Here is a 26,980-nt window from a genome sequence, read left to right as displayed (position 1 = left end):
CTGATCAATAAACAACCACCACGCTGCAAGCCGCGAAAACAAAGGCCTCCAGCCAGCTACTCCCACGTTACCCACAGCCGGTTCCACAGTGCTTGGGGACAAGTCAAAACTGTGACAAAACAGGGATTTGCGGCGGCTATATGTCGCGCTTTGGCAGGTGCCTGGATTTGTTGTCCACAATTTCAGGAAAGCACTGTGGATGATCGTTCCCACGCTCTGCGTGGGAATGCAGGCCGGGACGCTCCGCGTCCCAAAGCGTGACCCAGAGCGTCACAAGAGGCGTTCCCACGCGGAGCGTGGGAACGATCAGAGTTACATCAGTGCCCGCCGAGGTAGGCGTTACGCACCTCCTCATTCACCAGCAGCTCCTTGCCGGTGCCGGTAAGGCGAATCTCGCCGTTGACCATCACGTACGCCCGGTCCGACAAGCGCAACGCATGGTTGGCGTTCTGCTCCACCAGGAAGATGGTCATGCCGGTAGACGCCAGCTCCCGCAGCGTGGAAAAGATCTGCTTCACCACGATCGGCGCCAGCCCCAGGCTCGGCTCGTCCAGCAGCAACAGCTTGGGCCGGCTCATCAGTGCGCGGGCGATGGCAAGCATCTGCTGTTCACCACCGGACATGGTCATCGCCCGCTGGTTGCGCCGCTCCTTGAGCCGCGGGAACAGCTCGAACATGCGCTGCATGTCTTCGGTGGCGAACTTGTCGCCAATCGGGATGGTGCCCATCAGCAGGTTTTCCTCGACGGTCATGTCGGGGAACACCCGCCGCCCTTCCGGCGACTGCGCAATGCCATTGGAGGCGATGTAGTGGGACGACTTGTGGGTAATGTCGACGCCGCGGTAGATGATCTGCCCGGACTCGGCCCGTGGCTGGCCAAAGATCGACATCAGCAGCGTGGATTTACCCGCACCGTTGGAGCCGATCAGGCTCACGGTTTCGCCTTCGTTGATGTGCAGCGAAACTTTCTTCAGGGCCTGGATCGGGCCGTAGAACACGTCCAGGTCTTTCAGTTCGAGGATTGGCTCACTCATACCAGTTCCTCTTCGTCAGCGCCCAGATAAGCCGCGATCACCTTCGGATCATTGCGGATCGCTTCCGGCCCGCCCTCGGCAATCACGTTGCCGTGGTCCAGCACCACGATGTGGTCGGAAATACTCATCACCATGCCCATGTCGTGTTCGATCAGCACCACCGTCAGGTCGTGCTCGTCCCGCAGCAGGCGAATCATCGCGCTGAGGGCTTCGGTTTCCTGGGGGTTGAGGCCGGCGGCCGGTTCGTCGAGGCAAATAATCTGCGGCCGGGTGCACATGGCACGGGCGATTTCCAGGCGGCGCTGCTGGCCGTAGGACAGCTCGCCGGCCAGGCGGTTGGCGCAGTCCACCAGGTCCACCACTTCCAGCCAGTAGAACGCATGGTCGAGGGCGTCGCTTTCAGCCTTGCGGTAGCCCTTGGTATTGAGGATGCCCGCGAGCATGTTGCGGTTGACCCACATGTGCTGGGCCACCAGCAGGTTCTCCACCACCGACATTTCCTTGAACAGGCGAATGTTCTGGAAGGTACGCGCCAAACCCGCCCGGTTCACCAGGTGAGTGCCGCCGAACATCTTGTAGAACACCCGGCTGACGAAGCTTTTCGGCGAGACAAAGTCGGTGGCCTTGAAGCGCTCGCCCAGCAGTTGGATCACGTTGGTCTGCTTGCCGCGCACATTGAGTTCGATCTTGCCGCCGGAGGCTTTGTAGAAACCGGTCAGGCAGTTGAACACGGTGGTCTTGCCGGCACCGTTGGGACCGATCAGGGCGAAGATCGAGTTGCGCTTGACCTTGAGACTTACGTCGCTCAAGGCCTTGATGCCACCAAAGTGCATCATCAGGTGTTCCACGGAAAGAACGACTTCCTTGCTCATGGCGCCACTCCTTTACGCGGGACAACACCGGTACGGCTGATACGAATCAGGCCTCGTGGTCGCCAGATCATCATCACCACCATCAACACGCCGAAGAGCAGCACGCGGTACTCGGAGAAGCTGCGCAGCAGCTCCGGCGCCACCGTCAGCACGAACGCGGCAATCACCACGCCGACGGTCGAGCCCATGCCGCCCAATACCACGATGGCGAGGATCAGCGCCGACTCGAAGAAGGTGAACGACGACGGGTTGACGAAGCCCTGGTAGCTGGCGAAAAACACCCCGGCCAGACCGGCAGTGGACGCGCCGATGGTGAACGCCGAGAGCTTCACCAGCACGTGGTTGAGGCCCATGGAACGGCAGGCGATTTCGTCTTCGCGCAAGGCTTCCCACGCGCGGCCCACCGGCATGCGGGTCAGGCGGTGCTTGATGTACAGCACCAGCAGCACTACCAGGAACAGCACGATGTAGATGAACAGGAATTTGATGTTGGGGTTGTAGTCGATGCCGAAGAACTCGTGGAACGGCACCCCGCCATCCTTCGCCTTGCGCACGAACTCCAGGCCGAAAAACGTTGGCGACGGCACCGGCATGCCGTTCGGGCCACCGGTAAACGACAGCCAGTTATTCAGCACCAGGCGGATGATTTCACCGAAGCCCAGGGTCACGATCGCCAGGTAATCGCCGTGCATTCGCAGCACCGGAAACCCGAGTATGCACCCCGCCAGCGCCGCACAAATCGCCGCCAGCGGCAGCACCGACCAGAAGCCCAGGCCGAGGTACTGGTAACCCAGCGCCAGGCCATAGGCGCCGATGGCGTAGAACGCCACGTAACCCAGGTCGAGCAGCCCGGCCAGGCCGACCACGATGTTCAGGCCAAGGCCCAGCAACACGTAGATCAACCCGAGGATCACCACGGTCAGCAGGTATTTGTTGGCGAAGAACGGGAACACGATGGCAATCACGATCAACGCCGGGATGATCCAGCGCAGGCGCGACTTGTAGTCCGGCTTGAGCACATGCACACCGGAGCCGGTGCTTTCAAACCCTTGCAGAATCCGCAGGCCCCTTGGGGTTTGCAGGAACAGGCTCATGGCGAACCGGCCGACCATCACGATGGCCACCAGGATGCCGACACGCGCCGGTTGCAGGTTGAAGCTGTAGCCGTCGAGGACCACGCCGACGATCGGACCGAACACGATCAGCGAAATCAGCCCGGCGAGTACCGCATCGACGACACTTTTCTTGATATCGATAGAGTAGGCAGCAGACATAGTTATACCTTCGCCACGAGTGGGCGACCGAGCAGGCCCTGGGGACGGAAAATCAGGATCACCACCAGCAGGGAGAAACTGAACACGTCTTTGTAGTCAGAGTTGATCAACCCCGAGAACAGCGACTCGGAAATACCCAGGATGATCCCGCCCAGCATGGCCCCAGGCAGGGAGCCGATGCCGCCGAGTACCGCTGCGGTAAATGCCTTGATGCCGATGATGAAGCCGGCATAGAAGTCGAACGTGCCGTAGTTCAGGGTGATCAGCACACCGGCCAGCGCGGCCATGGCGGCACCAATCACGAATACGTAGGAGATGACCCGGTCGGTGTTGATACCGAGGATCGACGCCATCTTGCGGTCTTGCTGGGTAGCGCGGCACATGCGGCCGAGCTTGGTGTACTTGATGATGTAGGTCAGCAGGCCCATGCCGACGAACGCGGCCACCAGGATGAACACCTTGGTGTAGGTCAATTGCACGAAGCCGGTGCCGATATCGACTCTCCAGGCGCCGGCCAGCAGCGTCGGGATGCCTTGTTGCTTGGCGCCCTGGGCGATCTGCGCGTAGTTCTGCAGGATCAGCGAAATACCGATGGCGCTGATCAGCGGTGCCAGTCGGGTGGAGTTGCGCAGCGGTTTGTAGGCGACACGCTCGATGACCCAGCCGTAGACGCCGGTGACGACGACGGTGAAGATCAGGGTGCCAAGGATGAGCAGCGGGAAGGATTCGATGCCGAAGTAAGCCAGCAGTGCCAGACTGATCGCCGCGAGGTAAGCGGAAATCATATAAACCTCGCCATGGGCGAAGTTGATCATGCCAATGATGCCATAGACCATTGTGTAGCCGATGGCGATCAAGCCATAGACCGACCCGAGGGTCAGCCCATTGACCAGTTGCTGCAGGAAAATACCATCCATAACGCAATCTCACGCAGTGAGAGCCTGCACACCTGTGGGTGTGCGGATCTTCTAGGAGGAAAAGACAGACACAAAAGGGGCTGGCAACCAAGTCCCCGTGTAGGAGCTGGCGTGTGTGGGCGCCGGGCTTGCCCGCGATAGCGACACCTCGGAATGTCAGTCAACCCGAGGTGACGCTATCGCAGGCAAGCCAGCCCCCACAAAAGCCCGGTTCCCACAGGGTCAAGTGGCGTCTAACCCATCGCGCTAACTATTACTTCTGCTTTTCCAGCTGGTGATACTTGCCGTCCTTGTCCCACTGGTAAACCACATAGTCGGAGATTTTCAGGTCGCCCTTGGCGTCCCAGTTCTTCTCGCCCATGACGGTTTTGACCGGGTGGGATTTCAGCCATTTGGCTGCGTCTTCGCCCTTGTCGGACTTGGCGCCATTGAAACCGGCGGCCAGGGCCTGGATCGAGGCGTAGGCGTACAGGGTGTAGCCTTCAGGCTCGGTGCCATTTTTGCGGAACTCTTCCACCACGGTCTTGCTGTCTGGCAGCAGGCGTGGGTCGGCGCCGAAGGTCATGTACACGCCATCCACATACTGTGCACCACCGGCGGTGGCTACCAGTTCGTCAGTCACCACGCCGTCATCGGACATGAACTTGACGTCTTTCAGGCCGGCTTCACGAATCTGCCGAACCAGTGGGCCGGCTTCCGGGTGCAGGCCGCCGAAGTACACGACGTCAGCACCGGTGGAGCGGATCTTGGTGACCAAGGCGCTGAAATCTTTCTCGCCACGGGTCAGGCCTTCTTCCAGCACCGGCTTCACACCGCGCTTGGTCAACTGCGCCGCAGTGGCGTCGGCCAGGCCTTTGCCGTAGGTGTCCTTGTCGTTGATAACGGCAACTTTCTTGCCCTTGAGCACGTCGACGATGTAGTCGCCGGCCACGATGCCTTGCTGATCGTCACGACCACACATGCGGAACACGGCCGACAGGCCACGCTCGGTAACCTGCGGGTTGGTGGAGCCCGGGGTGATCATGATCACGCCCGCATCGGCATACACCTCGGAGGCTGGGATAGTGTTCGACGAGCAGAAGTGCCCGACCACGCCAATCACTTTGTCCTGGTCAACCAGGCGGTTGGCCACGGCCACGGCCTGCTTGGGTTCGCAGGCGTCATCGCCGGCCACCAGCTTGATCTGCTCGCCGTTGATGCCGCCGGCCTTGTTGATGACATCGGCTGCCGCCTGGGCACCTTTCATGTACTGCTCACCAAATGCCGCGTTGGCGCCGGTCATCGGCCCCGCTACGCCAATCTTCACATCAGCTTGAGCAAACGCAGAAACACCCAGCGCCGCAGCAACGGCGAGGGCTAGAAAACCTTTCTTGTAAAACGTCTGGGACATGAGTGGTGCTCCGAGGTTTTTGTTGAATTGGCACTGCAGCTTCACTTCAAAAACTTTCGGAGAAAGCCCAGAGCAAGCGTCGTGCCATTACGTTTTTATTATTCAAAAAGACACGGTGTCATTGTTATTGCAGGTTTTTGGGCGCCTTTTGATTGGACGTGCAACCGTCTATCTCAACCAGGTGCAACCATTGGACCTATAAAGTGCAACCCGACCAATCAAGCACTGCAACCCGGCCACTAAACGGCCACCCTTAAACATGTAACAGCGTGCGTAACGGAAGTGCACATTTACAGTGCGTTACTGCTACGACTCGCACCAATACAGATTAGTAGCCGGCTAAGAAAATGCAGGCTTCTGAGGGGTATTTCGTTGATCAGATCACGATCCGCAGGCATTGGCCCGCGTGATACAGCGAGAATCCCGCCTCGTACAAACAGCTGCGCAGGCCCACACCGGCCAACGGCTGCATCGGCGCAAAGGGGATCGGCAGTGCCTGTGGATCCTGGTGACACAGATAATCCGCGAAGGCTTTGCCCACGACACTGCCGGTCGTCACCCCGCGCCCGTTGTAACCGGTGACCGCCACCAACCCGGGCGCCGGCTCGAACAGGCGCATCAAGTGGTCCGGGGTGAATGCGATGCAGCCGGTCCAGGTGCACTCCCACTGCACCGGCTTGAGGTACGGGAAGTAGTGCTGTTGCACCCGATCGGCCCAGGCCTTGAGGAACCACGCGGGTTTCTGGTTGCCGTTGCCCAGGCTGCCGAGCAGCAGGCGGCCTTCGGCGTCGCGGCGGATGCTGCTGAGTACCTGGCGAGTGTCCCAGGAGCCTTGGCCGCCGGGCAGGATTTGTTGGGCGGCGTCGTCGGTCAGAGGGGCCGACGCCACCTGATAGTAATAACCGGGGAAAAAGTTGCGGCGCAGCTCGGTCCACTCGCCTTCGGTGTAGGCGTTCGAAGCGATCACCACCTGTTCGGCCTGCACCGAGCCTTGGGCAGTCTGCACTGACCAGTGCTGGCCCTGGCGTTCCAGTTGGGTGACTGGGGAGTGATCGAACAACTGTCCGCCGAGCCCGACGGCGGCATTGGCCAAACCACTGGTGTAGGCCATCGGGTTCAAGGTGCCGGCCCGCCGGTCGAGCAAGGCGGCAGCAATCTTTTTGGTACCGGTGGCTTGTTCGCATGCAGCGCCGGTCAACAGCTCCACCGGTGCACCGCGACGCTTCCACTGTTCTTCACGACTGCGCAAATCCGCCTCGCCACGGGCGTTGTGCGCCATGTGCAAGGTGCCCTCGCGACGCAGTTGGCAGTCGATGTTGTATTTGTCGATCAGGCTGAACACCAGGGACGGTGCCGCGCCGAGCATGCGGTTGAGCTGGCTGCCCACCGCGGTACCAAAACCGGCTTCGATCTCGTCCGGGGGAATCCACATCCCTGCATTGACCAGCCCTACGTTGCGCCCCGAACCACCGTGGCCGGTGCGATGGGCCTCGAGTACGGCGACACTTTTTCCTTGTTCCAGCAAGTGTATGGCTGCCGACAAACCGGTGATGCCGGCGCCGATCACGCACACATCCACTTTTACCTCGCCCTTGAGCGCGGCACGATCCGGCCGGCCAGGAGTGAGTTGTTCCCACAAGCATGCTTCGCGTAATGCCATTGCCAGACTCCGATGAGACCTAACAAACCACTTTTCCGAATTGTAAATACGGTCAAATGTGGGAGCGGGCTTGCTCGCGAAAGCGGTGGATCAGATAAGCATTCGTTGACTGACACACCGCTTTCGCGAGCAAGCCCGCTCCCACATTGACCTCACTCCGACTTGAGGTATCAGTCGAAGGTAATGCCCTGGGCCAGCGGCAGTTCCAGCGAGTAGTTCACGGTATTGGTCTGGCGACGCATGTACCCGCGCCATGCATCCGAGCCCGACTCACGCCCGCCACCGGTCTCTTTCTCACCGCCAAACGCGCCACCAATCTCCGCGCCGCTCGGGCCGATGTTGACGTTGGCGATCCCGCAGTCACTGCCCACCGCCGACATGAACTGCTCGGCCTCGCGCACGTCAGTGGTAAAGATGCACGAAGACAGGCCTTGTGGCACCGCATTGTTCAGGCGCAGAGCTTCAGCGAAATCGGTATAGCCGACCACATACAGAATCGGCGCGAACGTCTCGGTGCACACCACATCACTCTGCTCCGGCATTTCCACGATGGCCGGCGACACGTAGTAAGCGTTGGGGAACGTGTCTTCCAACTGGCGCTTGCCGCCAAACACCCGGCCGCCTTCGCTCAAGGCCTGCTCCAGGGCGTCCTGCATGTTTTCGAAGCTGTGCTTGTCGATCAGCGGGCCGATCAGGTTGCCTTCCAGCGGATGGCCGATGCGCACTTTGGAATACGCAGCCTTGAGGCGGGTGACGATTTCCTCCTTCACCGACTCATGGGCGATCAAGCGGCGCAGGCTGGTGCAGCGCTGCCCGGCAGTACCGACGGCGCTGAACAGAATCGCGCGCACGGCCATGTCCAGGTCGGCGCTTGGGCCGAGGATCATCGCGTTGTTGCCGCCCAGTTCGAGAATGCTGCGGGCAAAACGTGCAGCGACTTTCGGCGCTACTTCGCGGCCCATGCGGGTGCTGCCGGTGGCGCTGATCAGCGCAACACGCGGGTCATCCACCAGTGCGGCGCCGGCATCGCGGCCACCGATGATCACCTGGCTGAGGTACGGCGGCGCATCGCTGAAGTTCTTCAGTACGCGCTCGAACAGTGCCTGGCAGGCCAGGGCGGTAAGCGGGGTTTTTTCCGACGGTTTCCAGATCACTGCGTTGCCGCACACCAGCGCCAGCGCGGTGTTCCACGCCCATACGGCGACCGGGAAGTTGAAGGCGCTGATCACGCCAACCACGCCCAGCGGGTGCCAGGTTTCACGCATGTGGTGGCCCGGACGCTCGGAGGCGATAGTCAAGCCGTACAGCTGGCGCGACAGGCCGACGGCGAAGTCGCAGATGTCGATCATTTCCTGCACTTCACCCAAACCTTCCTGGGTGATCTTGCCGGCTTCCCACGACACCAGCTCGCCGAGGTCGGCCTTGTACTCGCGCAACACGTCACCGAACTGGCGCACCAGCTCACCACGACGCGGGGCCGGCACCTTGCGCCAGGCCTCGAATGCATGCTCGGCGCGACTGACCTGCTGCTCCACCTCGGCGGCGCCTTCCCAGTGCACACTGGCAATCCGGCTGCCATCAATGGGCGAATGCACGGGTTGTTTACCCGACTGGTACAGCGCCGGGTTTACCCCGAGACGATCAAGCAATGCGGCAACCATGGGTCACTCCTTCAATCTACAAACAGAAATTTGCGCCGCCAGCGGTCGCGGCGATCCAGACCTTATTTGTAGCTGGCCCAAGACTTGCCAACAAACGACGATTAGGCGAGATATCATTCCGTTTATTCATGCTAAGAACAAAAAGAGGCGTGCCGTGCTGAATAAAAGACATTTGCCCTCGATCACCGCCCTGCAGTGCTTCGAAGCGGTCACCCGCCACCTGAGTTTTACCCGCGCCGCCGAAGAGCTGAACCTCACCCAGAGCGCTGTCAGCAAACAGGTCGCGCAGCTGGAAGAACTGTTGCAGCACCTGCTGTTTCGCCGGGTGCGCCGCCGCTTGCAGATGACCCCGGCGGGCGATCTGTACCTGGTGGAAGTGCGCAAGATCCTCACCCAGGTGGAGATGTCCACCCATTACCTGCGCTCCTACGGCGGCGAGACTGAAGTGCTGCGGGTGTCCACGCCCTACACCTTCGGCGCCCGCTGGCTGGTGCCGCGCCTCAAGGGCTGGCGACTACGCCATCCGCAGATTCACCTGGACCTGTGCAACGAACAGGAGCCCGACGAGCTGCTGCAAGGCAAGGCCGACCTGGCCTTCTACTTTGGCCAGGGCTCACGGCCCGGCACCGAGAGCCTCAAGCTGTTCAGCGAAGAACTGGTGCCCGTGTGCTCACCCGACAGCCTGCCCGCCCAAGCATTTACCGACCCCACGCAACTGAGCGAACTGGTGTTGCTGCAAAACGCCTCGCGCCCGCAAGGCTGGCATGACTGGTTCGCCGCCCAGGGTCATCACACCGAGCACAGCTACCATGGGCCGCGCTTCGAGACCTTTTATATGTGCATTCGCGCCGCACAGGTTGGCTGCGGTGTGGCGCTGCTGCCCAGGTTTCTGGTGGAAGAAGAGCTAGCAGAAGGCAAGCTGGTGATCCCCTGGCAGCACGCGATGCCGAGCCAGGATGCGTATTACCTGGCCTACCCCGAGCACTCGGCGGAAGTGCCCAAGGTGCGGGATTTTGTGAAGTGGATGATGGAGCAGGTTGAGTCTGATTGACCTTTTTTGCCTGCAATACCGCTATCGCAGGCAAGCCAGCTCCCACATTTTGGAATGCATTCACCTGTGGGAGCTGGCTTGCCTGCGATGGCGCCAGTAGTCATCCCCAAAAAAATCACTGGCAAAACAGCACAGGTCTATGCGCCACTAGCGCCATTCCTTAATTGTGCGTAAAGGTCAGCGCCCATCGCCGACCCGTCTGGAGATTCCCGTTATGAGCGAGAGTGTGTTTGCCGATCGCATCGTGCAGAACCTGCTCGACACCGACTTCTACAAGCTGACCATGATGCAGGCGGTGCTGCACAACTACCCGAACGTGGAAGTTGAATGGGAGTTTCGTTGCCGCAACAGTGAAGACCTGCGCCCGTACTTGGCGGAGATCCGCTACCAGATCGAGCGCCTCGCCGAGCTGAGCCTGAGCCCCGACCAACTGGGCTTCCTGGAACGCATCAGCTTCATGAAGCCGGATTTCCTGCGTTTCCTCGGGCTGTTTCGCTTCAACCTGCGCTACGTGCACACCGGTATCGAAAACGGTGAGCTGTTTATCCGCCTGCGCGGGCCATGGCTGCACGTGATCCTGTTTGAAGTGCCGATGCTGGCCATCGTCAGCGAAGTGCGTAACCGCTATCGCTACCAGAGCGTGATCCTCGAACAGGCCCGCGAGCAGCTGTATCGCAAGTTCGACTGGCTGACGGCCAACGCCAGCGTCGAAGAACTGTCCGAACTGCAGGTCGCGGATTTCGGCACGCGTCGACGCTTCTCCTACCGCGTGCAGGAAGAAGTGGTGAACGTGCTCAAGCACGACTTCCCCGGGCGTTTTGTCGGCACCAGCAACGTGCACCTGGCCCGCGAGCTGAACATGAAGCCGCTGGGCACCATGGCCCACGAATGGATCATGGCCCACCAGCAACTCGGCCCGCGCCTGATCGACAGCCAGATCGCCGCCCTCGACTGCTGGGTGCGCGAGTACCGTGGCCTGCTGGGCATCGCCCTGACCGATTGCATCACCACCGATGCGTTTCTCAGCGATTTCGACCTGTACTTCGCCAAGCTCTTCGACGGCCTGCGCCACGACTCCGGTGACCCGGTGCAATGGGCCGAAAAGGCGATCGCCCACTATCACAAGCTGGGGATCGAGCCCATGAGCAAGACCCTGGTGTTCTCCGACAGCCTGTCGCTGCCCAAGGCGCTGGAGATTTTCCGCGCGCTGCGTGGTCGGATCAATGTGAGCTTCGGCATCGGCACCAACCTGACCTGTGATATTCCAGGTGTGGAACCGATGAGCATCGTGCTTAAAATGACTGCCTGTAATGGCCAGCCCGTCGCGAAGATTTCCGATGAAGCGGGCAAGACCCACTGCACCGATCCGAACTTTGTCGCCTATTTGCGCCACGTTTTCAAAGTACCTGCCCTACCCAGCAAGGAGTGAATCATGCAAGCCGTACAGCGCGAGATTGCTGAACAGCTCAAGGTCCAACCACCGTTCAAGGACCAGGCCGCCCTTGAGGCGGAGGTCGCCCGGCGCGTTACCTTTATCCAGGATTGCCTGCTCAATTCAGGCCTCAAGACGTTGGTGCTGGGCATCAGCGGCGGCGTCGACTCCCTGACCGCCGGCCTGCTGGCCCAGCGTGCAATGCAAGAGTTGCGGGCTGCCAAGGGTGACGATGCGTACCGCTTTATCGCGGTGCGCCTGCCCTACGAAACCCAGTTCGACGAACACGACGCCCAGGCGTCCGTGGACTTTATCGAGCCCGACGAGCGCCACACAGTGAACATCGGCCCGGCGGTGAAATCCCTGGCCAATGAAGTGGCGGCGTTTGAAGGCAAGGCCGCGGTCTCCCGGGACTTCGTGCTGGGCAACACCAAGGCGCGCATGCGCATGGTGGCGCAGTACACCATCGCTGGCGCGGCCGGTGGTTTGGTGATCGGTACCGACCATGCGGCGGAAGCGGTGATGGGCTTTTTCACCAAGTTCGGTGATGGCGCCTGCGACCTGGCGCCGCTGAGCGGGCTGGTGAAGAACCAGGTGCGTGCGATTGCCCGGCACTTTGGTGCTCCGGAATCGCTGGTAGAGAAGATCCCGACGGCCGACCTGGAAGACCTGTCGCCGGGCAAGCCGGACGAAGCGTCCCATGGCGTGACCTATGCCGAGATCGACGCGTTCCTGCACGGCGAGCCGGTGCGCGAGGAGGCCTTCAAGATCATCTGCGACACCTATCGCAAGACCGAGCACAAGCGGGTAATGCCGTTTGCACCCTGAGCACTGTAGGAGCGAGCTTGCTCGCGAAGATCGTCAACGAAAACGCGCCCATCCTGGATGAGCGCGGTGCCTTTGAGGTTTTCGCGAGCAAGCTCGCTCCTACAAGAGTGTTTACTTCAGGGTCACAGTGCCTTTCATCATCGAGATGTGGCCTGGGAACGAGCAGAAGAACGCGTAGTCAGTGCCTGCCGCCAGCTTCGACACATCGAAGGTCACGGAGTCTTTCTCGCCGGCACCGATGATCTTGGTGTGGGCGATGATGCGGGTGTCACCGTCTTTCAGGTAGTTCTTGTCGATGCCGGCAGCCATGCCGTCGCTGGCGATGCCAGGCATGTCGGCGGCGGAACTCAGCACCCAGTTATGGCCCATGACGTTTTTCGGCAAGCTGCCGGAGTGGGTCAACTCAACGGTGAACGTCTTGCAGCTCTTGTCGATTTCGATGGCCTTGGTGTTGAAGGACATCTGGTCAGTGGAGTCGACAGTGACCTTGCACTCTGCAGCAAGCAACTGGCCGCTAGCCAGAGTCAGCAGGGAAACAGCAACGAGTTTGGCAAACATGTGAATCTCCAGGGCAGGGTTTAAAAAACGCATATTGCGACAAGGGTGCCTGAGTCAGGCAGGACTTCATATGATCTGTATCAACAGATTGTATACAACTTTAGGCTATCAGACTCATCGACACAATCTACCGGCCAAAGTGCGGGTGCCGGCCTATGATCGGTCCATCACCCTTCCGGAGTCCCAGCCATGCACCTCAATAGCCTGTTCCGCAGCCTGCTTGCCGCCTATGCCTGTGGTGCCAGCGGCACCTGCGAAACACCTCAACGCGAGGTTTAATCCTTTGAGAGACGCAAGCCAGCCTTTACTCTTTAGCCACAACTGAGTGGAGTCAGGTATGTCCTTGAAGTCTGTCTGTGTGTTTTGCGGTGCCAGCAGCGGCACCAACCCGGCCTACCGTGAAGCAGCCGTGGCCCTCGGGCGCGCGCTGGCGGAGCGCAAGCTGACCCTGGTGTACGGCGGCGGCGCCGTGGGCCTGATGGGTATCGTCGCCGATGCGGCGCTGGAAGCCGGCGGCGAGGTGATCGGAATTATTCCCGAAAGCCTGAAAAACCTCGAAATCGGCCACAAAGGCCTGACCCGCCTGGAGGTGGTCGACGGCATGCACGCCCGCAAGGCACGCATGGCCGAGCTGAGCGACGCCTTTATTGCGCTGCCGGGCGGCCTGGGCACCCTGGAAGAACTGTTCGAAGTCTGGACCTGGGGCCAGCTCGGCTACCACGGCAAACCGCTGGGTTTGCTCGAAGTGAACGGTTTTTACCGCAAGTTGACCGATTTTCTTGATCATATCGTCGGCGAAGGCTTCGTCCGGGCACCGCATCGTGCCATGCTGCAAATGAGCGAATCGCCGGCTGAGCTGCTTGACGTACTGGATGCCTGGCAACCGCTGGTCCTGCCCAAATGGGTGGACCAAAAACCCGATTAACCCTTGGGACGCGATTAAAGGCAGAATACGCGCCGCTCAACCTCACCTTCGACCCCAGAGGATCGCCCATGGCAAAACCTAATTACTCCTTCGCCAAACGTCAGAGAGACTTGGCCAAAGAGCAGAAGAAAGAGGAAAAGCTGCAGCGCAAGAAAATTGCAGCCGACGAAGAAGCCGGTGCACTGAACCCGGATGCTGAAGGTACAGTGGCTACAGACGAAACCGAAGCACCGAAAGACGCTGAATAGGTGATCGTTCCCACGCTCCGCGTGGGAATGCATCCTGGGGCGCTCCGCGTCCCGATTTGAGATATGTGCAGGGTGACGCAGAGCGTCACAACAGGCATTCCCACGCGGAGCGTGGGAACGATCTTGTGCATTACTCCAGCGGCATCACCGTCACCCGCACTTCCGGGTCATGGCTCCCTCCCCCCAGAATCACCCCCCGCAACGGCGAAACATCGGAAAAGTCCCGGCCCCAGGCCAGGGTGATGTGTTCCAGTGCCGGCTGCACATTGTTGGTCGGGTCAAAATCCACCCAACCCGACACCGGGCAAAACACCGAAACCCACGCGTGGGACGCATCCGCGCCGATCAACCGTGGTTGGCCGGGCGGTGGCTGGGTCAGCAGGTAACCGCTGATATACCGCGCCGCCAGGCCCCGGGAACGCAGGCACGCGAGCATCAGGTGGGCGAAGTCCTGGCACACGCCGCGCCGGCGCTCCAGCACTTCCACCAACGGCGTGGCGACCTGGGTGGCTTCGGCATCGAAAGTAAATTCGCTGAAGATCTTCTGCATCAGCGCCTGCACACCCAACAGCAACGGACGACCAGCCGGGAAACAGTCTTCGGAGAACTCGACGAAGCTTTTCTTCAAATGCACATAGGGCGATTCGAACCGATAGCGGCACGCCTCGATCACTTCGGCCGACAGCGGCTGGCTGCTGTAGGTCAGGCCGTTGCGGGTCTGGTCCCAGGCCGGCGACAGGCTGAAATCCAGCAGCGGCCGCGCCAACACCTCCACTGTCAGCCCGGCGTTCACCAGCAGTTCATCATGGGGCCGCTCGAATGCCAGCCGGGTGATCGGGTTGCCGAACACATCCAGTTCATCCCGGCGCGAGGTCGGTTCTGGGCTGATCTCCAGTTGCTGCGAGCTGCAGCGCTGCCAGGCGCAAGGCCGCGGCCACAGGTGCGCCAGCTGCTGGGCCAGGGACACCGGGCTGTCGTAGTGGTAGTGGGTATCGTGGAAAATCTGGTAGCGGGCACTCATCACACAGACACCGTTTGCTGGCTGACATCGTCCACATGGGCAAAATGGCGCAAGGCCAGGCGATCCGAGACTTGCCCACTTTCATCGGCCACCGCTTGCAGCAGGTCGGCCAGGCCGTCCAGCGCAGCGCGCACACTGGACTCGCCGAACAGCGGATTCTCCAGGCAGCCCAGGTCAAAGCGCGCCAGGCGCTCCACCAACGGCGCCAACCCGGTTTCCCGGGGCACGCTGAAATCGTCATTCAAGCGACGCAAGGTGCGGCTCACCAGTTTCAGCTGGAACAGCACTGCGTGGGGGTTTTGCTCATCCAGCAGCAACAGGTCCAGCACCGGAATCAGCTGCGGTACCGCGAGGTAGCGCGAACGATAGGTGATGCTGCTGTTGCCCAGTTCCAGCAACCACTCCAGCCCGGCCTGATCGAACACCGCCACGCCGCGCAGGAACGCCGCCAGGCTGCTGCTGAGAAACTGCAGGCGCTCGATGCGCCGGCCCATCATCAGGAAGCGCCAGCCTTCGTCGCGGGTCATGTCGTCAAGGGCAAAGCCCGACAGCGCGGCCAGGGACATCACCAGGCGGTTGAGGAAATCCAGCAGTTCGCCGAAGTCCGGCTCTTCGCTTTCCAGGTCCAGAGCTTCGCGCTGCAACTCCACCAGCGCCTGCCAGTTTTCCCGGGACAGCTTGCCGCGCACCTGGGACGCCGCCCACTGCAAGCGCTGCAAGTTGGCCCGCAGGCTCGACGGCCAGTCGTCACCGAGCAACGCCGCCTGAAGCCGCTCAGGCAACTCGCCCTCCTCCGGCAACAGTCGCAGGTTCTCACCCAGTTCAACCGCCGCCTGCAGCGCCAACGGGTCGTCTCCGTCGACATAGCGGGCGAGGACGATCCGCAACCAGCGCGCACTGTCATCACAGCGCTCGCAATAACGGCCAAACCAGAACAGGTTTTCCACCACCCGCGACGGCAGGTACGGATCACGCCGCACCAGGTCATGGGCGCCGATGGCCCGTTGGGCGCGCCATTGCTCGGTGCCATGGGCGCGTTCGCCGAGCACCCAGGTGTCCTTGCTCGCACCGCCGCGCTGCATCGACACCACTTCGGCATCGGCATCGGCGGCCACACGGGTCAGGCCACCGGGCAGTACCCGATAACCGTCGGCGCTGGCTACGGCGTACACACGCATGCCGATGGCGCGGTGCTGAAGGTGATCGTCAACGGTGTGCCAGACCGGCGCCTGGGACAACTGCGCAAGTTCCTGGGCGACATAGGCGTAAGGCCGCGCGCGCATGCGCTCAGCCAGGGCCTCGCGTTGTTCGTCGTTCAAGTCGCGGCCAAATACCGGGGTAAAGCTTTGCGACGGAAACGCCGGCTTGATCAGCAGCTCCGGCAGTTTCTCCAGGGCTTCGGCCAGCACCGGCGGCTCACCGCACCACCAGGTCGCGATGGACGGCAGGATCAGCTCTTCGCCAAACAGGAATTGATTGATCTTCGGCAGAAATCCCAACAGGCCAGGGGATTCCAGCACGCCACTGCCCAGGGCGTTGGCCACCAGCACATTGCCCTGGCGCACGGCATCCAGCAGGCCGGGCACGCCGAGGGCCGAGTCGGTGCGCAGTTCCAGCGGGTCGCAGAAGTCGTCGTCCAGGCGGCGCATGATCGCGTGCACCCGGCGCAGGCCGCTGAGGGTCTTGAGGTACACCGTGGCGTCGCGCACGGTCAGGTCGCCGCCTTCCACCAGCGGGTAGCCAAGCTGGCGGGCGAGGTACAGATGCTCGAAATAGCTTTCGTTGAAACGGCCCGGGGTCAGCAGCACGATCAGCGGTGGCTGGTCGTCGCTCGGCGCCTGGCGGGCCAGGGTTTCCTGCAGGGTGCGGAAGAACCCGGTGAGGTGCTGCACCTGCAAGTCGCGGTAAAGGTCCGGGAAGGCGCGGGACACGATGGTGCGGTTTTCCAAAGCATAACCGGCGCCGGACGGGGCCTGGGTCCGGTCGGCGGTGACCCACCAGCGGCCATCCGGCGTACGCGCCAGGTCCACGGCGTACAGGTGCAGGAACGCGCCGTCGGGCGGCTGGATGCCCTGGCACGGCCACAGGAAATTGTTATGGCCGAACACCAGTTCTGCCGGCAGCAAGCCTTCGGCGATCAGGCGTTGCGGGCCGTAGAGGTCGGCCAGTACTGCATTCAGCAGGCGCGCACGCTGGGCGATGCCGGCGGCAAGTTGCTTCCATTCATCGGCGGCCAGCACGTGGGGCAGCAGGTCCAGCTCCCAGGGACGATCGGCGCCCTTGGGGTCGGCGTAGACGTTGTAGGTCACGCCGTTTTCCTGGATCTGCCGAGTCAGCAAGGCTTGGCGCTGGGCCAGTTGCGCCGGGGTGCTGCGTTGCAAGTGATCGAGCAGCCGCTGCCAATGGGCGCGAACCGCGCCGCTGTCGTCCAGCAGTTCGTGATAAGTGCCCGCGGTCAGCGGGTAACGGTCGAGCAAGTCGGGCATGGAACGCTCGGCAGAGGCAAGGGAAGTCGAATTAACTCACAAACCACGCGATCCAACTGTGGGAGCGGGCTTGTGTGGGAGCGGGCTTGCTCGCGAAAGCGGAGTGTCAGTCACTTAATGTGTTTCTGATACACCGTATTCGCGAGCAAGCCCGCTCCCACATTTTGAATCGCATTTAGTCATTCTTATTGGGGAAGCGCCGCAAATCCAGGGTCATCGGCAATTCATCATTGATCACCACACTCGGCACCGGCAATTTCCCGGGGCTGTGTCCCAAGCGGAAAAACCGCGCCATCCGCCGGCTTTCAGCTTCATTGGCATTCACCGGCAGGCTGTCGTAATTGCGCCCGCCCGGGTGGGCGACATGGTACTGGCAACCGCCCAGCGAGCGCTGCATCCATGTGTCCAAAAGATCGAACACCAGTGGCGCATGCACCGGGATCGTTGGCTGCAGGCAGTTGGCCGGTTGCCAGGCGCGATAACGCACGCCAGCCACAAACTCGCCGACACGCCCGGTGGGTTGCAGCGGCACCGGGATGCCATTGCAGGTCAGCAGGTAACGCTGGGGCGGCAGGCCACTCAACTTGACCTGCAGGCGCTCCAGGGACGAATCCACGTAACGCACCGTACCGCCCACCGCACCCTCTTCGCCCAGCACATGCCAGGGCTCAAGGGCCTGGCGCAATTCCAGTTCGATGCCGCTGACGGCGTAGTCACCGACCTTGGGAAAACGGAACTCCAGGTGCGCGGCAAACCATTCGGCCCGCAGCGGATAACCGGCAGCGTTCAGCTCGACGATCACGTCGGCAAAATCCTGCTCGATAAAGTGCGGCAGCAGGAAGCGGTCATGCAGCTCTGTGCCCCAGCGCGCCAGCTTCGGCGGCGCATAGGGTTCACGCCAGAACCGCGCGACCAGTGCCCGCAGCAGCAACTGCTGGGTCAGGCTCATGCGGGCATGGGGCGGCATTTCAAAGGCACGCAATTCCAGCAGGCCCAGGCGGCCGGTGGCACCGTCCGGCGAGTAGAGCTTGTCGATGCAGAACTCGGCGCGGTGGGTATTGCCAGTGACGTCGATCAGCAGGTTGCGCAGCAGGCGGTCCACCAACCATGGAGGGCATTCTTCGCCCGCTTCGGGCATCTGCGCGAAGGCGATTTCCAGCTCATACAGCGCATCGTTGCGCGCTTCGTCGACCCGTGGTGCCTGGGAAGTCGGGCCGATGAACAGGCCGGAAAACAGGTAGGACAATGACGGATGGTTATGCCAATAGCTGATCAGGCTGCGCAGCAGATCGGGACGCCGCAGGAACGGCGAATCCTTGGGCGTAGCGCCACCGAGCACAAAGTGGTTACCGCCGCCGGTGCCGGTGTGGCGCCCGTCGATCATGAATTTTTCTGTGGTGAGGCGGGTTTGCCGGGCTTCTTCGTAGAGAAACTCGGTGCGTTCCACCAACTCGTCCCAGGTGGCGGACGGCTGCACGTTGACCTCGATCACACCCGGATCCGGCGTCACCCGGAAGTTGCTCAGGCGTGGGTCGCTCGGCGGCTCATAGCCTTCCAGCAACACCGGGCAATGCAGTTCTTCGGCGGTGGCTTCGATGGCGGCCACCAGTTCCAGGTAATCCTCGACCCGTTCCAGCGGCGGCATGAACAGGTACAAGCGGCCGTCCCGTGCCTCGGCGCACAGGGCGGTGCGGGTCAGCCAGTCGGCAGACTCGTCGATCTTCGGGATACGGTCTTGGCTGGCAGCTGCCTCGCCATGGCTTTGCAGTTGCGAGGTGGTCGGCAGGTCTGCCAGGTCCTGATTGGGATCGGTGGGGTGCACGAACGGATAGTCCGCCGCCGTTACCCACGGTTGCGAGGCCAGTGGCAGGCGATAACCCAACGGTGAATCGCCCGGCACCAGGCGGCAATGGTTGTCCCGCAGGTACCAGCGCCCGCTCTGCCAGCGGTCATTGGCCGCCGTGCGCGCCAGCGGCAGCACCTGGCCGATGACTTTATCCAGGCCCTGGCTGAAGACCTTGCGCAGGCGCTCGCGCTCAAGCTTGTCCTCCAGGCGCGGATCTTCGGCGCTGACGTTTTGCGGCAAGGCGCCTTCGCGCCACAGGTAATAGAAATTGTCTTCGTAGGCCGGGAATACAAACTGCGCGGGCAGTTTCAGGCGCTCGGCAACGCTGGCCAGAAAACGCCCGGCCATCATGCCATCGGCGCCGTAGCTTTGCTGCTCATCGGCGATCAGCGCGCTGTTGTGCCAGATCGGCACGCCGTCGCGGCGCCAGTAGCAGTTGAGGGACCAGCGCGGCAGTTGCTCGCCGGGGTACCACTTGCCCTGGCCGAAATGCACCAGGCCCTTGGGTGCGTAGTGCTTGCGCATGCGCTGGAACAGCTCGGCGGACAGCCGGCGTTTGTCCGGGCCCAGGGCGGCGGTGTTCCATTCGGCGCCGTCGGGGTCGTCGATGGAAACGAAGGTGGGTTCGCCGCCCATGGTCAGGCGTACGTCGTCCTTGTGCAGGTCACCGTCGATCTGCCGGCCCAGGGCCTGGATCGCCAGCCACTGCTCTTCGGTGTAGGGCTTGGTAACCCTGGGCGCTTCCCAAATCCGCTCCACGGACATCTCGTGGGTAAATTCGCACTCGCAGGGTTCCACCAGGCCACTGATGGGCGCCGCGGAAGAAGGATCAGGACTACAGGCCAACGGGATATGACCTTCACCGGCGAACAAACCGGAGGTGGCATCGAGGCCGATCCAGCCGGCGCCAGGCAAATAGACTTCGCACCAGGCGTGCAGGTCGGTGAAATCCACCTCGGTGCCGGACGGGCCGTCGAGGGCTTTGACGTCGGCAGTCAGCTGGATCAGATAGCCCGACACAAATCGCGCCGCCAAACCGAGATTACGCAGCAGTTGCACCAGCAACCACGCCGAATCCCGGCAGGAACCGGAGGCGTTTTCCAGGGTGAATTCCGGAGTTTGTACCCCCGGCTCCATGCGGATCAGGTAGCCGATATCGGCGGCCAGGCGCTGATTCAGGCCCACCAGGAAATCCACCGCCGGCAACGGCGTGCGGTCGATACCCGCCAGATACGCGGCGAATCTCGGGGTCAGCGGCAATGTTTCCAGGTACGGCGCCAGCTCGCGCTGCTCATCGGCGGCGTAGCTGAACGGGATTTTTTCGGCGTAGGGTTCCAGGAAGAAATCGAACGGATTGAATACCGCCATCTCCGCGACCAAGTCGACTTCGATGCGCAGCTCGTCAGTTTTTTCCGGGAACACCAGACGCGCCAGGTAATTGCCCTGGGGATCTTGTTGCCAATTGATGAAGTGCTGTTCCGGCAGCACCTTCAGCGCGTAGGAAAGAATCCGCGTGCGGCTATGGGCCGCCGGACGCAGACGAACAATCTGTGGGCCGAGTTCGACCGCGCGGTCGTAGCGGTAATGCGTAACGTGGTGCAACGCGACATGAATCGACACGGCGGCCTCCTGCGAGCCAGGGCATGGAAACAAAGCGCGCAAGACTTATGCCAGAGCAGTGGTCATTGCGCTTTATCGTGGGACCCGGTGCAGTACAGCACCAAAACGGCGCGATGGCTGCCGTCGTGGTGCGAGGGTTGCACATATTTGTGGCGGGAGTGTGAGGGTGGGTGGTGAATCTACCCAGTCAACGGGCTTTGTGCCTGGCGATCACGGCTTCACGCAGGTGGCGCACTTCGACCAGTTTCTGGCGCATTTCGCGGTGGCGCTTGCTGTTAAGCAATAGCAGTGCAAGCAAGGGTAAAAGCACGCTCACGCCATAAATGAACGCATGCGGCTGATACACGATAGTGGGCAGCACACACGCGAAACAAAGCCCCAGTAACACCACCAGTGGCCAGACCCATTGCGGGTGCCCGCGCGCAATCATGAAGTTGCAGTGCACGATGACCATCGTTAAAGCGATTCCGCCGATAAAGGAGTACTTAGCGGTATCGGCCACAGAAAGATCCCGGAAATAGCTTTCAAAAAACAATGGCACCGCAAAGGCCAGGGAAAATACCGATGCCAATATCGCCCCCATGAAAACAGGAAAATACCGAGATAGAAAACCGCGAATGCTCGGTGCTTGGTTCATTGCTCGATTCCCTGATAAAAATCGACAGGAGTGATGTCCTGATACCTATCGGGTTCGGCTCTTGGTCTTCAAAGACTGCCGAATGTGGCGAATTCCCACGAGTTTAATGCGCATATCTCGCTGAACAGAGCTGTTGAGTATCAAGAGGCCAAACAGCGGAAAAACCAACGCCAGGCCATAAAGAACGGCGTGCGGCGCGTACTGAATCATGGGAAGCACAAACAGAAAGCAGGCGAAGTAAATACCCACCATTACCCACACCCACGAGGGGCGCCCGCGCAAAATCATGAAATTGCTATGGACCGTTAACAGGATCAGCAATGCTCCGATGAGCATGATCGAAAAGCCCAAGCCGCCAGCGAGAGGCGAATCACGAAAATAGGTCGCAAAGGAAAGCGCTGTAGCGAAGCCCAAAGAAAAATAGGCCGCAAATACACCACCGATAAAAGTAAGGAAGTAATGCCTGAAAAAATCACGAAGCGTCATCAGCTCGCTCATTCTCCGACCTCCTCATACAACCCCAATGCGATGGTTTTTACGTTGCCCGTGTAAGCACTCCCTATAAGGCCCGCCGTTGCGCCTAAGGCGTCTTTAATCTGGGTTTTGGTACTGTGTTTAAGTTGGGTCGGGGTAAAACGCTTGGGCAGTTCGCCCGACAACTGCTTGAGCTTGAGCATCTTCGATGTGAGGCGAGGGTCATTGATGGTCAGCAGTTCTTTTGTGAGCTTCGCTCTTTCTTGTCGATTCAAGCCACGAAGCACTTCGCGCAACGTCTTGCCTGTGGCCGCCTTCGCGACATTGACAAGTTTTATTGTCGTCAGGGCGGAGGCACCCACTCCAGCTAACGATACTGCGTCCAAAACCGTTGAGGTGTTCTGATACCACGCCTCGCTGTCGAGCCAATCATTTCCCTCTGGCCTTGCCACCTCGAGTACCGTTCGAGTAATGCCATTGAAACACTGGAGTGCGCTTGCACCAGCAGCCGCGTATCCGACCACGACGATGACCGAACTCGCGCCGGCGCTGAATGGAACCAAAATGGTTCCGCTGGCAATAGCCGCCCAACTGATGACGGCGCCAAAACAAGAAATGCCGGTATTCACGGCCTCACCAATCAGGCGGGATTCGCGCGGATTACTCACAACATGTTCAGCAAATTGCGTGGGGGCAATGTACTTCTGCGCCTCCCGCAGAATCACGCGCTTGGGCTTAATGCTGCAGAGGGGTTTGAATTCACGCAGGGTCACGATGTTGAAGTCGGCATCGATATACACCACACCCGCCCCCACGATGCCGGGGTCGGCGTCGATGGCGGCAAACAGGCGTGGCAGGTTGATCTGGCTTTCGATGCGCTGGCGGGCCATGAACTGGGAGCGGTTGGAGTCCATGCCGATGCCAAGCAGGGGGCTGCTCATGGGGGTGTTCTTCCTTGAAATGGGTGGTGTCTGAACTGGCGCTTTCGCGAGCAAGCCCGCTCCCACATTCGACCGCATTCTCATGCTGAAACCCGGTCACATGTGGGAGCTGGCTTGCCTGCGATGGCGCTCGAATGGGCGCCACCTTAACAAACAGGCTACCCACCCGCTAGAAAGCAAAACGCCAGCACGAGGCTGGCGTTTTGCGTTTCAGGCGGCGATCAACGCGGCACGACCGGCTTGCGGGCTGGCTTCTTGCCTTTGCCCTTGGCGGCGTCGGTGCGCTCCTTGGCGGCCTGCTTGTTGCGCGCCATGGCCGCGGCCTTGGCTTGCTCACGCTTGTCCCAAGGGTTGCTGCCATCACTGCCACGCGGCGGCAAGCCAGTGTGCTGGGTGAGGATCCTGGTGGTGGTTTCCTTCGCAACCTTGTGGCTGCCAGCCGGCGTCGAGTTTTTGCGACGGGCGCTCTGGTAGCTGTCGGTGGACGGTTGGTGCAACGGGATCAGTTGCTCCTTGCCCGGCCCGATCAGGTCTGCACGGCCCATGCGAGTCAATGCTTCACGCAGCATCGGCCAGCCCTTCGGGTCGTGGTAGCGCAGGAAGGCCTTGTGCAGGCGGCGCTGTTCTTCGCTCTTGACGATGGTCACCGCGTCGCTCTTGTAGGTAACCTTGCGCAGCGGGTTCTTGCCCGAGTGGTACATCGCCGTGGCGGTGGCCATTGGCGACGGGTAGAACGCCTGCACCTGGTCGGCGCGGAAGCCGTTGCCCTTGAGCCACAGGGCCAGGTTCATCATGTCTTCATCGGTGGTGCCCGGGTGGGCGGCGATGAAGTAAGGAATCAGGTACTGCTCCTTGCCCGCTTCCTTGGTGTACTTCTCGAACATGCGCTTGAACTTGTCATAGCTGCCGATGCCCGGTTTCATCATCTGGTTGAGCGGACCTTCCTCGGTGTGTTCCGGGGCGATCTTCAGGTAACCACCGACGTGGTGGGTCACCAGCTCCTTCACGTACTCCGGCGACTCGACCGCGAGGTCGTAGCGCAGGCCGGAAGCGATCAGGATCTTCTTCACGCCCGGCAACGCACGGGCGCTGCGATACAGCTGGATCAGCGACGAGTGGTCGGTGTTCAGGTTCGGGCAGATGCCCGGGAACACGCAGGATGGCTTGCGGCACGCGGATTCGATTTCCGGGCTCTTGCAGGCGATGCGGTACATGTTCGCGGTCGGGCCGCCGAGGTCGGAGATGACGCCGGTGAAGCCTGGCACCTTGTCGCGGATCTCTTCGATTTCGCGAATGATCGACTCTTCGGAACGGTTCTGGATGATCCGGCCTTCGTGCTCGGTGATCGAGCAGAAGGTGCAGCCGCCGAAGCAGCCACGCATGATGTTCACCGAGAAGCGGATCATGTCGTAGGCCGGGATCTTTTCCTTGCCGTACGCCGGGTGTGGAACACGCGCGTAAGGCATGCCGAACACGTAGTCCATTTCTTCGGTAGTCATGGGAATGGGCGGCGGGTTGAACCACACATCCACTTCGCCGTGCTTCTGTACCAGCGCGCGGGCGTTGCCCGGGTTGGTTTCCAGGTGGAGCACGCGGTTGGCGTGGGCATACAGCACCGAGTCGCCACGGACTTTTTCCACGGACGGCAGACGGATCACGGTCTTGTCACGGGTCATGCGCGGGCTGGCCAGGATCTGTACCACCTTGGCCTCTTCCGGATCTTCCACCGGGCCCTTTTCCTGCTCGATGGCGCAGGCCTGGGTGTCCTGGGTGTTCACGTACGGGTTGATGATCTTGTCGATCTTGCCCGGACGGTCGATACGGGTGGAGTCCACCTCGTACCAGCCTTCAGGCGTGTCACGACGAATGAACGCGGTGCCGCGCACGTCGGTGATGTCTTCGATCTTGTGGCCCCACGACAGGCGCTGGGCGACTTCGACGATGGCCCGCTCGGCGTTGCCGTACAGCAGGATATCGGCGCAGGCGTCGATCAGGATCGAGTTGCGTACACGGTCCTGCCAGTAGTCGTAGTGGGCGATGCGGCGCAGGGAGGCTTCGATGCCGCCGAGCACGATCGGCACGTGCTTGTAGGCTTCCTTGCAGCGCTGGCTGTAGACCAGGCTCGCGCGGTCCGGACGTTTGCCGGCCATGCCGCCTGGGGTGTAGGCGTCATCGGAGCGGATTTTCTTGTCGGCGGTGTAGCGGTTGATCATCGAGTCCATGTTGCCGGCCGCGACGCCGAAGAACAGGTTCGGCTCGCCGAGCTTCATGAAGTCGTCTTTGGACTGCCAGTTGGGCTGGGCAATGATCCCGACGCGAAAGCCCTGGGACTCCAGCAGCCGGCCGATGATTGCCATGCCGAACGACGGATGGTCCACGTACGCGTCACCGGTGACGATGATGATGTCGCATGAATCCCAGCCAAGCTGATCCATCTCCTCCCTGCTCATCGGCAGGAATGGCGCAGGACCGAAACATTCGGCCCAGTACTTGGGATAGTCAAATAACGGCTTGGCTGTTTGCATGACGGTGACCGGTGTTGAGATGAAAAATCGCGGGCGCGGAATATAGCACAAATTTTGACCAATTCCGACCTTTGCAGTCGGAATTGGCGGGACGGCCTTTTACTCGTCTTCGAAGTTGTAGCTGCCCGGCGCCAGGTTTTCGAAGCGGGTGTATTTGCCGATAAAGGCCAGGCGCGTGGTGCCGATTGGCCCGTTACGCTGTTTACCGATGATGATTTCGGCGATGCCTTTATGCTCGGTCTCCGGGTGATACACCTCGTCCCGGTATACGAACATGATCACGTCAGCATCCTGCTCGATCGCTCCGGATTCCCGCAAGTCGGAGTTGATCGGGCGTTTGTTCGGACGCTGCTCAAGAGATCGGTTGAGCTGCGACAGGGCAACCACCGGGCAGTTGAATTCCTTGGCCAGGGCTTTCAACGAGCGGGAAATCTCGGAAATCTCGTTGGTCCGGCTGTCACCGCTGGAACCCGGGATCTGCATCAACTGCAGGTAGTCGATCATGATCAGGGCAATATCGCCGTGCTCACGCACCAGGCGTCGGGTACGCGCGCGCATTTCCGACGGACTGATGCCCGCGGTGTCATCGATAAACAGCTTGCGATCGTTGAGCAGGTTGACCGCCGAGGTCAGCCGCGGCCAGTCGTCGTCTTCCAGGCGGCCGGCACGCACCTTGGTCTGGTCGATGCGGCCCAGGGACGACAACATACGCATGATCAGCGATTCGCCTGGCATCTCCAGGGAGTAAACCAGTACGGCCTTGTCGCTGCGCAACACGGCGTTTTCCACCAGGTTCATGGCGAAGGTGGTTTTACCCATGGACGGACGGCCGGCGACGATGATCAAGTCGGCTGGCTGCAGGCCACTGGTCATGCCGTCGAGGTCGGTGTAGCCGGTGGACAGGCCGGTGATGGCGTTGTCGGTGTTGAACAAGGTGTCGATACGGTCGATGGCCTTGGTCAGCAAGTCGTTGACGCTGACCGGGCCGCCGGTTTTAGGCCGGGCCTCGGCGATCTGGAAGATCTGCCGTTCGGCTTCGTCGAGAATCTCTTCGGCAGTGCGGCCTTCCGGGTTGAACGCGCTGTCGGCGATCTCGGTGGCGATGCCGATCAACTGGCGCAACGTGGCCCGCGCACGGACGATCTGCGCATACGCCTTGATGTTGGCGACCGATGGCGTGTTTTTCGCCAGCTCGCCCAGGTAACCCAGGCCGCCCACTTGGGACGTCTGGCCTTCCTTGTCCAACTGCTCGGCCAGGGTCACCACGTCGATCGGTGAGTTCTGGTCGGCCAGCTTGGCAATGGCGCGGAAGATCAGGCGGTGGTCATGACGGTAGAAATCGCCGTCCGAGACTTGATCCAGCACGCGTTCCCAGGCGTTGTTGTCCAGCATCAAGCCACCGAGCACGGCCTGTTCGGCCTCGATGGAATGCGGCGGCACCTTCAGGGCAGCGGTTTGCAGGTCATATTGCTCAGGAGCGGAGATATCGTTCATGGCCACTTGGAATAGTTGGAGAATCTGGGGCTACAGAAAAACAAAAGGCACGACCTGTGAACAGGATCGTGCCCGATGTTAACTGC

General features: G+C 61.0%; 21 protein-coding genes. 5 read left to right on the top strand and 16 right to left on the bottom strand.

Annotated elements, in window-relative coordinates:
* Positions 1-317: 317 nt before the first annotated feature.
* From C0058_RS02795 to C0058_RS02760, 7 genes are all read right to left on the bottom strand, one after another.
* Positions 318-1,034: an ABC transporter ATP-binding protein gene (locus tag C0058_RS02795; RefSeq protein ID WP_003217439.1), complete on the bottom strand. Its 717-nt coding sequence runs from the start codon at positions 1,032-1,034 to the stop codon at positions 318-320.
* On the bottom strand, positions 1,031-1,906 hold the full coding sequence (locus tag C0058_RS02790; RefSeq protein WP_003217442.1) for an ABC transporter ATP-binding protein: 876 nt from the start codon (positions 1,904-1,906) through the stop codon (positions 1,031-1,033). Before C0058_RS02790 ends, C0058_RS02795 begins: the two co-directional genes overlap by 4 nt.
* Positions 1,903-3,180: a high-affinity branched-chain amino acid ABC transporter permease LivM gene (livM, locus tag C0058_RS02785; RefSeq protein WP_003217445.1), complete on the bottom strand. Its 1,278-nt coding sequence runs from the start codon at positions 3,178-3,180 to the stop codon at positions 1,903-1,905. The genes C0058_RS02790 and livM overlap by 4 nt, the downstream gene beginning before the upstream one ends.
* Before the next feature lie 2 nt (positions 3,181-3,182).
* Complete coding sequence (locus C0058_RS02780; RefSeq protein ID WP_003217447.1) at positions 3,183-4,097, bottom strand: branched-chain amino acid ABC transporter permease; 915 nt, start codon at positions 4,095-4,097, stop codon at positions 3,183-3,185.
* Positions 4,098-4,350: 253 nt separating this feature from the next.
* Entirely contained in the window at positions 4,351-5,487 is a 1,137-nt protein-coding gene (locus C0058_RS02775; RefSeq protein WP_003217449.1) for a branched-chain amino acid ABC transporter substrate-binding protein, read from the bottom strand.
* Between the two features lie 376 nt (positions 5,488-5,863).
* On the bottom strand, positions 5,864-7,147 hold the full coding sequence (locus C0058_RS02770) for an FAD-binding oxidoreductase (RefSeq protein WP_087692468.1): 1,284 nt from the start codon (positions 7,145-7,147) through the stop codon (positions 5,864-5,866).
* Positions 7,148-7,317: 170 nt separating this feature from the next.
* The gene (locus C0058_RS02760; RefSeq protein ID WP_003217452.1) at positions 7,318-8,808 is read right to left on the bottom strand and encodes an aldehyde dehydrogenase family protein; all 1,491 of its coding nucleotides are present in this window, start codon (positions 8,806-8,808) and stop codon (positions 7,318-7,320) included.
* Positions 8,809-8,962: 154 nt separating this feature from the next.
* Here C0058_RS02760 and C0058_RS02755 point away from each other — a divergent pair, with 154 nt between their 5' ends.
* From C0058_RS02755 to nadE, 3 genes are all read left to right on the top strand, one after another.
* Positions 8,963-9,859 carry a LysR family transcriptional regulator gene (locus C0058_RS02755; RefSeq protein ID WP_003217454.1) on the top strand — a complete coding sequence of 299 codons (897 nt, stop codon included), beginning with the start codon at positions 8,963-8,965 and terminating at the stop codon, positions 9,857-9,859.
* 214 nt (positions 9,860-10,073) lie between these two features.
* Positions 10,074-11,288, top strand: coding sequence for a nicotinate phosphoribosyltransferase (gene pncB / locus C0058_RS02750; RefSeq protein ID WP_003217456.1), 1,215 nt, complete (start codon positions 10,074-10,076; stop codon positions 11,286-11,288).
* Positions 11,289-11,291: 3 nt separating this feature from the next.
* Positions 11,292-12,119: an ammonia-dependent NAD(+) synthetase gene (gene nadE, locus C0058_RS02745; RefSeq protein WP_003217462.1), complete on the top strand. Its 828-nt coding sequence runs from the start codon at positions 11,292-11,294 to the stop codon at positions 12,117-12,119.
* Between the two features lie 111 nt (positions 12,120-12,230).
* Here nadE and azu read toward each other — a convergent pair whose 3' ends face one another.
* Entirely contained in the window at positions 12,231-12,677 is a 447-nt protein-coding gene (gene azu, locus C0058_RS02740; protein WP_008439083.1) for an azurin, read from the bottom strand.
* A 337-nt stretch (positions 12,678-13,014) separates the two neighbouring features.
* On the opposite strand from azu, the gene C0058_RS02735 reads away from it, so the two are divergent.
* Both C0058_RS02735 and C0058_RS02730 read left to right on the top strand, forming a co-directional pair.
* A complete protein-coding gene (locus tag C0058_RS02735) occupies positions 13,015-13,602 on the top strand; it encodes a TIGR00730 family Rossman fold protein (RefSeq protein WP_003217468.1) in 588 nt (195 codons plus the stop codon).
* 68 nt (positions 13,603-13,670) lie between these two features.
* A complete protein-coding gene (locus C0058_RS02730) occupies positions 13,671-13,850 on the top strand; it encodes a hypothetical protein (protein ID WP_003217470.1) in 180 nt (59 codons plus the stop codon).
* Between the two features lie 130 nt (positions 13,851-13,980).
* On the opposite strand, the gene C0058_RS02725 is transcribed toward C0058_RS02730, so the two are convergent.
* The 8 genes from C0058_RS02725 to dnaB form a co-directional block, all read right to left on the bottom strand.
* The gene (locus tag C0058_RS02725; RefSeq protein ID WP_003217471.1) at positions 13,981-14,871 is read right to left on the bottom strand and encodes a transglutaminase family protein; all 891 of its coding nucleotides are present in this window, start codon (positions 14,869-14,871) and stop codon (positions 13,981-13,983) included.
* Positions 14,871-17,357 (bottom strand): circularly permuted type 2 ATP-grasp protein, encoded by a 2,487-nt coding sequence (locus C0058_RS02720; RefSeq protein WP_102367985.1) that lies wholly within the window; start codon positions 17,355-17,357, stop codon positions 14,871-14,873. Before C0058_RS02720 ends, C0058_RS02725 begins: the two co-directional genes overlap by 1 nt.
* A gap of 175 nt (positions 17,358-17,532) precedes the next feature.
* Positions 17,533-20,823, bottom strand: a complete 3,291-nt coding sequence (locus C0058_RS02715; protein ID WP_102367984.1) for a DUF2126 domain-containing protein — start codon at positions 20,821-20,823, stop codon at positions 17,533-17,535.
* A 187-nt stretch (positions 20,824-21,010) separates the two neighbouring features.
* Entirely contained in the window at positions 21,011-21,460 is a 450-nt protein-coding gene (locus C0058_RS02710) for a hypothetical protein (protein ID WP_102367983.1), read from the bottom strand.
* A 45-nt stretch (positions 21,461-21,505) separates the two neighbouring features.
* Complete coding sequence (locus C0058_RS02705) at positions 21,506-21,958, bottom strand: hypothetical protein (RefSeq protein WP_008439089.1); 453 nt, start codon at positions 21,956-21,958, stop codon at positions 21,506-21,508.
* Positions 21,955-22,875 (bottom strand): hypothetical protein, encoded by a 921-nt coding sequence (locus C0058_RS02700; protein WP_008439090.1) that lies wholly within the window; start codon positions 22,873-22,875, stop codon positions 21,955-21,957. Before C0058_RS02700 ends, C0058_RS02705 begins: the two co-directional genes overlap by 4 nt.
* Positions 22,876-23,096: 221 nt before the next feature.
* On the bottom strand, positions 23,097-25,400 hold the full coding sequence (locus tag C0058_RS02695; protein ID WP_008439091.1) for a YgiQ family radical SAM protein: 2,304 nt from the start codon (positions 25,398-25,400) through the stop codon (positions 23,097-23,099).
* A 99-nt stretch (positions 25,401-25,499) separates the two neighbouring features.
* Positions 25,500-26,894, bottom strand: coding sequence for a replicative DNA helicase (gene dnaB, locus C0058_RS02690; RefSeq protein ID WP_003217484.1), 1,395 nt, complete (start codon positions 26,892-26,894; stop codon positions 25,500-25,502).
* Positions 26,895-26,980 lie beyond the last annotated feature (86 nt).

The sequence above is a fragment of the Pseudomonas sp. NC02 genome, assembly GCF_002874965.1.
Lineage (GTDB): Bacteria > Pseudomonadota > Gammaproteobacteria > Pseudomonadales > Pseudomonadaceae > Aquipseudomonas.
The sequence above is the reverse complement of the archived record's forward strand: the minus strand, read 5'-3'. Positions and strand labels throughout refer to the sequence as shown.